Genomic DNA, 9,494 nt, shown 5'->3' on the forward strand with positions numbered 1-9,494 from the left:
AAGCTGAAGGGCACCTTCGGGGCGGGGGTGATGGGGAGGTTTTGCTCGGGGCTGCCGTTGAGCTGATAGGTGATGCGGGTGACGGCCTGGTCGTCGGTAGCGGTGCCCTGGACGGTGAGGTTGAGGCTGACGGCGGCTCCTCCCACCGGGTTTTCCAGGGTGACGGTGGGGGCGGTCTGGTCGTCGAGGGGGGGCTGGGCTTGCTGGTCGCAGGCCGCGGCGAGCAATAGCAGCAAGCCCAGCAGCCACATAACATCGAGTTTTGCCATGACTCCGATACCCATTCTTGTCATTTGCTACTTGGGATGCCCAGCCGCGGGACCTCCGCCTACCCCAACAGAACGCTTCGAGCCGCGCTTTTCTTGTCGGGGTCGAATGGGTATCCCTAACCCCGAATATTCATACCGCCGGTAGCCACCGCCCTAGCTGAGAGTTTCCTTAACGGCCTTAACAGAGTCAATAAAGCCCGCCCTCAACGCCCGACAGCGGCCTGGGCGCATACTAATAAATATCCTCTGGCTTTTTTTCCATCTTCCCGGTGAGCCAGTACATCACCCGCTCGGCCACGTTCTCGAGGTGATCCCCCAGCCGTTCGTAGCTGCGGGCGATGCGCATGAGGGTGAGGGCTTTGGAGATGGTGCGGGGATCTTCCATCATGTAGGTGAGGAGTTCGCGGGTCACCTCCTCGTAAAGCCCGTCCACCTCGTCGTCGCGGCGCAGCAGCTCTTTGGCCGCATTGAGGTCCCGCTCGGCCAGGGCCTTGGCCAACAGGTCGAGCATGAGGGTGAGGCGGCGGCCCATGTCGGGGAGGGTGATGTAGTTTTTGAGCGGAGGCTCTTTGGACAGCAGAATTACATCCTCGGCTACGTGCTTGGCGTAGTCCCCCGCCCGCTCGAGGTCGGTGAGGGCTTTGATCACGGTAAAGGCAAAGCGTAAATCGGAGGCCACAAGTTGTTGTCGGGCCATCAGGGTGATAGCCTCGCCCTCGATCCTGAGCTCGAGGGCGTCCACCTGCTCGTCCTGAACGATGACCTCCTGGGCCAGCCGGGGGTCTTGCCGGTAGAGGGCCTCGGCGCTTTTCTCGGTCATCTCCCGCACCAGGGAGATGAGCCGGATGCTCTCCTCGGTCAGTTTGTTGAGTTCACGTTCCAGGGCTTCGCGCACGGTTGCTCCTTTTGTATAGTCTAGCCAGGTACCAAGCCGCCTTGCCGTGGTTGGGCTGTGCCTTCGGTTTCTGTCCGGACGCCCGGGAAGGTCAGGCCGAAAGCATTTCCCCGGCTCTGCCCCGCCTCCCAAGTACGGCCATAGGCCTCTCCGCCCCAGCTTCTGGCCAGACGGCGCACTAGGGCCAGCCCCAGGCCGCTCCCCCTCACGCTGGCGGCGTGGACGCCGCGGCTGCCGGCCCGGAATAGCCCTTCGTAGTCGGGGAGCGGGTGGCCGTGGTCACGCACCTCGAGCCGCAGGGAAAGACCAGCCCCAGCTTGGGGTAAGACTTCCTCGCTCACCACCTGTATCTCCCCGGGAGGGCCGTACTTGAGGGCGTTTTCCAGCAGGTTCAAAAGCGCCTGATATACCGCGTCGGGGTTGGCCCGCACCGTGTGAGCAACCTCCCAGGTGATCCAAGAGCCCCTTTCCGCCATCTGAGGGGCCAGGAATCGCTCGAGGCGGGGCCGCAGCTCGCCGAGAGGGAAGGTGCGCTCCTGCCCAGGCAGGCGGTTGAGCGGCAGATCTTCGACTAGCCTCGAGAGCCGTTGGGCCTCGTGCCGGATCATCTCCAGGGCCTCTTCGGCTTCGTGCGGGGGCAACCCCTCCAGCAGCGCATCGAGCAGGGAGAGCATCCCCGCCACCGGGGTGCGAAACTCGTGAGCCAGGACCCGGCTGGCCTCCTCGAGGGCCTCCTGGCGGGCTTTTTCTTCGCTTTTATCCCATAGCAGCAAGCAGCCCGCCGGATCGGCCTTGGCCCACAGGGTGTGGCCGCGCACCTCCACCGTAGCCTCCCCGCCCAGGTGGCAAAGCACTTCTAGGCGGTGATCGCGCAAGGCCAGCAGCAAAGAGCGGCCCGTTACCCGCTCGCGCTCCACCCCGAGCATGGCGGCGGCGGCGGGGTTTAGATAGCTGACCCGCCCTTCGCTAAACAGCACCAAGCCCTCGCGGGCTTGTTCCCAGGCCGCCTCTAAAGCCTTGCTCTGCTTGGTGCTGAGCGCATCCATGCCGATGTCTATCATCCTAGCAGGCGCTGGTAAGGGAAGTGCCATGGGAACTTACTCCCTGAAACGGTAGCCGACCCCGCGCAGCGTCTCGAGGAAGCGGGGCAGCTTGGGATCCTCGCGAAGTTTCTCTCGCAGCTGGGCCACGTGCTGGTCCACGGTGCGGGCGGTGCCCATGAACTCTGGCCCCCAGACCCGCTCCAGCAGTTCCTCACGGCTGTAGACCCGGCCGGGGTGACGGGCCAAAAAGGCCAGCAGGTCAAATTCGCGCCGGGTGAGCTCGAGGGGCTGACCGTCCAGGTTGGCTTGGTGGCGCTCGAGGTCCAGGATCAGTCCGCCCCGCTCGATCCGGCCGCTCTTCCCGCTGCGGCGCAATAGGGCCTGGATGCGGGCTAAGAGTTCGGGGGTGGAGAAGGGCTTGCTCAGGTAGTCGTCAGCCCCGCGGGTGAGCCCCTCTACCCGGTCGCCTTCCCCAGCCCGGGCGGTGAGCATCAGCACCGGCAAGCTCTCGTAGCGACCGTCGCGGCGTAAGCGCTCCAGAAGCCGCACCCCTGGCTCGTCAGGCAGCATCCAGTCCAGCACCACCAGATCGGCCTGAGGTAGCCATTCCCAGGCTTCGGTGGCGGTGGCGGCTTCCAGAACCTGGTGTCCGGCCCGGCTCAGGGATAGGCGCAACCCCATCCGTACCGCAGGTTCATCCTCGATCACCAAAAGCTTCGGCATCACGGTTCAGTGTAAGGCCCAGCTTGTCAGGGAAATGTCAGAGAGCGGTGCTTTCCGTTCTGGCTTATGCTATAGCCAGAATGTCGCACGACCCAGCCCACCCTTCCTGCCGATTCGCCCACCTGCACCAGCACACCCAGTTCTCGCTCTTGGACGGGGCGGCGCGCCTCAAAGACCTCATCCAGTGGGTCAAGAAGGTCAGCCCCGAGGAGCCCATGCTGGCCATGACCGACCACGGCAACCTGTTCGGGGCGGTACAGTTCTACAAGTACGCCACCGAGGCCGGGGTCAAACCGATCATCGGCTACGAGGCCTACGTGGCCGCCGAGAGCCGCTTCGACCGCAAGCAGGGCAAGGGGCTCGACGGGGGCTACTTCCACCTCACGCTGCTGGCCAAGGACTTCGAGGGCTACCAGAACCTCTGCCGCTTAGCGAGCCGGGCCTACCTCGAGGGCTTCTACGGCAAACCCCGCATCGACCGCGAGATCCTGCGCGAGCACAACGCGGGCCTCATCGTGCTGTCGGGCTGCCTGGGGGCGGAGATCCCCCAGTTCATCCTGCAAGAGCGCCACGAGGAGGCCGAGCGCCGCCTGCTGGAGTACCTCTCGATCTTCGGGGAGAAACGCTACTTCATCGAGATCCAGGACCACGGCCTCCCCGAGCAGAAGAAGGTCAATCGGGTGCTCAAGGAGTTCGCCGACAAGTACGGCCTGGGCATCGTGGCCACCAACGACGGGCACTACGTGCGCAAAGAGGACGCCGAGGCCCACGCGGTGCTGCTGGCGGTGCAGTCGAAGGCTACCTGGGACGACCCAAACCGCTGGAAGTTCCCCTGCGATGAGTTCTACGTCAAGACCCCCGAGGAGATGCGCTCGGCCCTCGAGGGCCAGCGCGAGCTGTGGGGAGGGCGCTTCGACGAACTGTTCGATAACACGCTCGAGATCGGGCGCATGTGCAACGTCGAACTCGTGCCCAAGAAGGTGCAGTACCGCATTCCCAAGTACCCCCTGCCTGAGGGGCGCACCGAGGTCACGTACTTCCGCGAGCTCACCTTCCGCGGCCTCCTCAAGCGCTACCCCGAGCGGGTCACCGCGGAGCTCTACCGCGAGTTCCTGCGCAAGATCGGCAAGCCCGTACCGCAGGAGGGAGTCGCCATAGGCGATAGCGGCGGGGCAGCCTTGGCCAAGGCGCTGGCCGAGCTCGAGGACCTAGAGTCCACCCGCCGGCACCTCCCCGAACTCAAGGAAGGCATCCAGTGGGGTCCCTGGGAGATCCTCTCCCGCGCCGTCTACGAGCTCACCGTGGTCGAGCGCATGGGCTTTCCCGGTTACCTGCTGATCGTGCAGGATTTCATCAACTGGGCCAAGGACAACGGCATCAGCGTGGGGCCGGGGCGCGGCTCGGCAGCGGGGAGCCTGGTGGCTTATGCCACCGGCATCACCAACATCGACCCGTTGGCCTACGGCCTGCTCTTCGAGCGCTTCTTGAACCCGGCCCGGGTCTCGATGCCCGACATCGACACCGACTTCTCCGACGTGCGCCGGGGTGAGGTCATCGAGTACGTGCGCCGGCGATACGGCGACGAGATGGTGGCCCAGATCGGCACCTTCGGCACCCTGGCCTCCAAGGCCGCCATCAAGGACGCGGCGCGGGTCTTCGGGCTGCCGGTGAAGAAGGCCGACGAGCTGGCCAAGCTCATCCCGGTGGTCTTCGGCAAGCCCACGCCGCTAGAGAGAGCCATCGAGACCATCCCCGACCTCCGGGCCGAGATGGAGAAAGATCCCTTGGTGGCGCGGGTGATGGAGGTAGCGAAGAAGCTCGAGGGCCTGAGCCGCCAGTCCAGCGTGCACGCGGCGGGGGTGGTGATCTCCGACGTGCCCCTTACGGACTACATCCCCCTGATGCGGGCGGGCGACGGCGAGGGCAAGGTCACCCAGTACGACATGAGCTCGGTCGAGGCGCTGGGCTTCCTCAAGATGGACTTTTTGGGCTTGCGCACGCTCTCCTTCCTCGACGAGTGCCGGCGCATCGTCAAGGAATCGAGGGGCATCGACATCGACTACGACACCATCCCCATCGACGACGAGAAGACCTTCGAGCTGTTGGGGCGGGGCGAGACCAAGGGCATCTTCCAGCTCGACTCGGCGGGCATGACCGCCACCGTGCGCGGCCTAAAACCCCGGCGCATCCAGGACATCATCGCGCTGGGAGCCTTGTACCGGCCCGGCCCCATGGAGAACATCCCCACCTACATCCGCCGCCACCACGGGCGCGAGCCCGTCGAGTACCCCCAGTTCCCCAACGCCGCGAAGTACCTCGAGCCCATCCTGCGCGAAACCTATGGCATCCCCGTCTATCAGGAGCAGATCATGCAGATCGCCTCGGCGGCGGCTGGGTACAGCCTGGGAGAGGCCGATCTGCTGCGGCGGTGTGTCGCCGAAGGAACCCTGATCCTCAATGTGGATACCGGCGAGCGGGTGCCGGTGGAGAAGGTAGAGCCTGGAATGAGGGTTTTGAGCCTCGGGCCGGATTACAAGTTCTACCGTGTCGAGGTACAGGAACGTATCTATAACGGGGTGCAGCCGGTGTATCGCCTCCGTACCCGCAGTGGGCGGAGCCTCGAGTTGACGGCTGAGCACCCCCTGCTTACGGTTTTGGGCTGGCGGCACCTATGTGATCTCAAGGTAGGGGACGCCATTGCCGTACCGCGCAGGACCTACGGCTTCGGCAGCTTGCGACCTGACCCCAACAGGGTCACGGTCTTGGCCTATCTTCTGGGCGATGGGAATACCCGGGCGAAAACCCGCTGGGGCGAGGTAGTTAAGGCCAACTTCTACAGCTCTAACCCGGCTATGCTTGAGGATTTTATCCAGGCAGTGCATGCCTTGGGGGCGAGGACCAAGGCCTATTTGCATCCCAGGACGAAGGTGTCCACCATCACCTGTCGGGGCGCTCAGAGGGGATGCAATCCCATCACGTCCTTGGTCGAAGAGGCCGGTCTCGATAAGCGAGCCCACGAGAAGCGGGTTCCCCAGGAGGTATTCGCTTACGACGAGGAAAGCCTCAAGCTTTTTTTGGGCAAGCTGTGGAACACCGACGGATCCATAGAGGCTAAGAGGATTTCCTACAGCTCATCGAGCTTTCTCCTCATCGAGGACCTATCCCATCTCTTGTTGCGCTTGGGCATCGTCTCGATGCGTCGAAGCCGCTCTACCCGTTGCCGCCCCAGCCATGAGCTGTTGATCACCGACCAAGAGGATGTCCTGCGCTTTGCTGAGGTTTTGGGTCCTTATATCCTTTCGCCTAAGCGTGAAGCCCTGGACCGGCTGGCAGCCCTCGCCCGGAAGAAACGGCGTAACCAGTCCATCTACGCCATCCCCGCCGCGGTTGGGCATAAGGTGCGGGAGGCTAAGTATGCCTCTGGAGTTACCTGGGCACAGGCCGACGCCAAGGTGGGGGCTTTACGGGGAAGCCTCTCGAGTGGGCTGAACCTCCGGGCTCCCAACCGAGCGCTCTCGAGGCACCGCTTGCGCCAACTGGGAGTGGCCTTTGCGAGTGAAGAACTCCTGAGCCTGGCCCGGTCTGAGGTGTTGTGGGATGTGATTACGGGGATAGAGCCCGTGGGCGAAAAACGTGTTTATGACCTCGCGGTGCCGCCCTTTGCCAACTTCGTTGCCGAGGACGTGGTGATCCACAACTCAATGGGCAAGAAGAAGATGGAAGAGATGCAAAAGCATCGGGAGATCTTCAAGAAGGGCGCAGCCGGGCGGGGCATCCCCGAGGACGAGGCCGATAGGCTCTTCGACCTGCTCGAGGCCTTCGCCAACTACGGCTTCAACAAATCGCACTCGGCGGCCTATGCGGTGCTCACCTACCAGACCGCCTACGTCAAAGCCCATTACCCCGTCGAGTTCCACGCGGCCTTGCTCACCGTCGAACGCCACGACTCCGACAAGGTGGCCGAGTACATCCGCGCCGCCCGAGCGATGGGGGTGGAGGTGCTGCCGCCGGATATCAACCGCTCCTCCTTCAGCTTCAGCGCCGTGGGGCAGAGCGTGCTCTTCGGCCTCTCGGCGGTGAAGAACGTGGGGGAAGCGCCCACCGAGGCCATCATCAGGGAGCGCGAGCGGGGGGGGCGCTATAAGTCCCTGCCGGACTTCCTCAAACGGCTGGACTCGAGCGTGGCCAACAAGCGGGTGGTGGAATCCTTGATCAAGGCCGGGGCCTTCGACCAGCTGGGCGAGCGCGGGCAGATGCTCGCCGCCCTCGACGAGCTGCTCCGGTGGGCGCAGGCCGAGCGCGAGAGCGCCAGTTCGGGCATGGTGGGCCTTTTTGCCGATGCCCAGAGCGAGCCCACCCTGCCTAAAATACCGCCACTCGACGAGGTGACCCAGTTGCGGTACGAGAAAGAGGCTTTGGGCATCTACGTCACCGGTCACCCCCTGCTCCGCTACGAGGGCCTGCGCGAAGCGGCAAGCTGCACCATAGAGGAGCTGCCCGACTACTACCAAAGCCAGAAAAACGGTAAACCGCGGCTTCGGGTGCTCCTAGCTGGGCTTGTCGAGGGGATCGTTCGCAAACCTACCAAATCCGGCGGGATGATGTGCAAGTTCATGTTGGGAGACGAAACCGGCGCGGTAGAAGTGGTGGCTTTTGGGCGCTCGTACGATAAGGTCTCGCCGCGGGTGCGCGAAGACGCCCCGGTGCTGGTAGTGGCCGAGGTAGAACCAGACGGAGAGGGAGAGGTCTTGCGGGTGATGGCGCAAGACGTATACCTCTATGACGAACTGGAGGGGCTTCCCAAGGTGATGGAGCTCGAGCTGGACTTAGCCCTTCTCGACGACGAAAAGATCCACGAGCTAGGAAGCCTTTTCGACGAGTACGCCGGCAGCGTGCCGGTGCACTTGAAAATCCAAAGCGGCAACTCTTGGGCTTTGATGGAGGTTCGGCCTCGAGTGGAGGAAAACGCTAAGGATATCTTCGCCGGGCTCGATTGGGTGAGGGCCAAATTGGTCCCCGACCGAGAGGCCCTGCTAGCGGCGACGGTGTCTGGGCGAGGACATAATGGTGGCGGCGAGCCCCAGGGGCCGGTAGTGCCGTTTTGACGCGGGGGGGCGCTATGCCTGCTGTTCTTGGCGAGGTATGGGCTCGAGCGGAGCCTCAACAGCATGGTGGATAGCGTATAGGCCGTCCCGCTAGAACCGCAAGGCAAGGGGAGTCGTCACATACGCCGGTAGATCTCAGGCGATATGGCGCGGGCGATATGGCGGGGGTTTGGATGAGTAGGCCGGGCTCGAGTGGGTTTCGAGGCCCATCGGATCGGGCAAAAGCCACTCTCGGAGCGAAGGAGCGCTGCTGCGGGGTCGGGGGCGCCAAATCGTGGACCTAGGGGTTGGGCTCGTTGCGGCAGGCAAGATGAACAGGCCTGGGCTCAGGCTGAATCCCAACACCCACAGCGCGATCACCAGGTATGGCTTTTGCAGCAACCCCCTCATCCTGATTGAAGCGTAGAACCAAAGGTGTTAAAGGAGCGTTATAAGTTTAAACGCGCCTTTACCTGTGACCCCTCCGGCTCCTTCGCTTCTTCTGTCTGGAGGCCGCATTCCTAAGCTTTCCAAGGTAAAAGTTAAACCGAGTTCAGATATTAGGGGTCGTTCAAGCGCGCATGGCCGGAGGAGCCGGTGGGGCCTCGGGATCTTCCCAGGCCAGCTCTACCAGGTCGATCAGTTCCTCTATGGGTATGTTGAAGCTGCGCGAGAGTCGGGCCATTTCTCGCCCTAGCCGTTGAAGCTGTGTCATGGAGGCCCTTATCTCGTCAGCGTCGTGCAAAGGGTTTGCCTCATCGTTTTGCTGGGCTAGATCTTCAGCGATCTCTATCAGCCAGCTTAGTAGTTCCTGGGCTTGTTCGTCGCTCAGGCCTTCGGTGAGACCTTCGTCCTCTAAAAGCCTCTCGGCAATGCGGCTAACCATCCTTACTACCTCTTGAAATCAGCATACCGCTTACACAGCGGCGCCTAAACCCGGCAGATCATCCTCTGGTGGGGGTGCGCTACCCGACCCCCAGGTGCGGTTATGTGTTTTACCGGGCGGAGGGTATTAGCAGCTCATCCTTCCGCACGTACCCCATACGCCGAACCAGTGCGTCACGGTACTCAGGGGTTTGGGCTGCGCTTATTTCGTCTGTTAACCGAGCCAGGCGGCCCTCGAGCTGGGCCACCTGGGCTCGAGCGCGGTTGATCTCACCGCGCAGCTCCTGGGTTCGTTTGAACTCGAGGCCCACCAGCCATAGCAAGTGCAACGATCCCAGCGCAAAGAGCAAGTGCAAAAAACGGTATACGGGGCGCTCCACGACATCCGCAGTATACAGGAGCTGGCCAAGGGAGGCCCTAAACGAGGGTGTGTCCTGAAAATAGGCAAACAGCCTAAACTGTTGGAATGAGCGAAATACGGGAACGGATGCATCAGTTGGTGGATGAGTACGAGCGGCTGGGAGAGGGGAAGAATATAGCCGAGCAGGAGTTGCTGGTGATTGAGTTTGGCAAACAGATCCAGCGGCTGATGATG

7 protein-coding genes are annotated in these 9,494 nt (G+C 62.9%); 1 reads left to right on the forward strand and 6 read right to left on the reverse strand.

Annotation, left to right across the window (positions count from 1 at the left end):
• The 4 genes from DNA98_RS17500 to DNA98_RS17515 all read right to left on the reverse strand — a co-directional run.
• The coding region (locus DNA98_RS17500) for an Ig-like domain-containing protein (RefSeq protein ID WP_233493288.1) at positions 1–269 on the reverse strand (269 nt) is incomplete at its 3' end.
• A 232-nt stretch (positions 270–501) separates the two neighbouring features.
• Positions 502–1,164 (reverse strand): phosphate signaling complex protein PhoU, encoded by a 663-nt coding sequence (phoU, locus tag DNA98_RS17505; RefSeq protein WP_110532670.1) that lies wholly within the window; start codon positions 1,162–1,164, stop codon positions 502–504.
• A 20-nt stretch (positions 1,165–1,184) separates the two neighbouring features.
• Entirely contained in the window at positions 1,185–2,210 is a 1,026-nt protein-coding gene (locus DNA98_RS17510) for an ATP-binding protein (RefSeq protein ID WP_110532671.1), read from the reverse strand.
• Positions 2,211–2,261: 51 nt separating this feature from the next.
• The gene (locus DNA98_RS17515) at positions 2,262–2,930 is read right to left on the reverse strand and encodes a response regulator transcription factor (RefSeq protein ID WP_110532672.1); all 669 of its coding nucleotides are present in this window, start codon (positions 2,928–2,930) and stop codon (positions 2,262–2,264) included.
• 80 nt (positions 2,931–3,010) lie between these two features.
• On the opposite strand from DNA98_RS17515, the gene dnaE reads away from it, so the two are divergent.
• On the forward strand, positions 3,011–8,035 hold the full coding sequence (dnaE, locus tag DNA98_RS17520) for a DNA polymerase III subunit alpha (protein ID WP_110532673.1): 5,025 nt from the start codon (positions 3,011–3,013) through the stop codon (positions 8,033–8,035).
• Positions 8,036–8,585: 550 nt separating this feature from the next.
• On the opposite strand, the gene DNA98_RS17525 is transcribed toward dnaE, so the two are convergent.
• The gene (locus tag DNA98_RS17525) at positions 8,586–8,900 is read right to left on the reverse strand and encodes a hypothetical protein (protein ID WP_110532674.1); all 315 of its coding nucleotides are present in this window, start codon (positions 8,898–8,900) and stop codon (positions 8,586–8,588) included.
• A gap of 109 nt (positions 8,901–9,009) precedes the next feature.
• Positions 9,010–9,279, reverse strand: a complete 270-nt coding sequence (locus DNA98_RS17530) for a septum formation initiator (RefSeq protein WP_110532675.1) — start codon at positions 9,277–9,279, stop codon at positions 9,010–9,012.
• Between the last annotated feature and the right edge of the window lie 215 nt (positions 9,280–9,494).

The sequence above is a fragment of the Meiothermus sp. Pnk-1 genome (assembly GCF_003226535.1).
Classification (GTDB): domain Bacteria; phylum Deinococcota; class Deinococci; order Deinococcales; family Thermaceae; genus Allomeiothermus.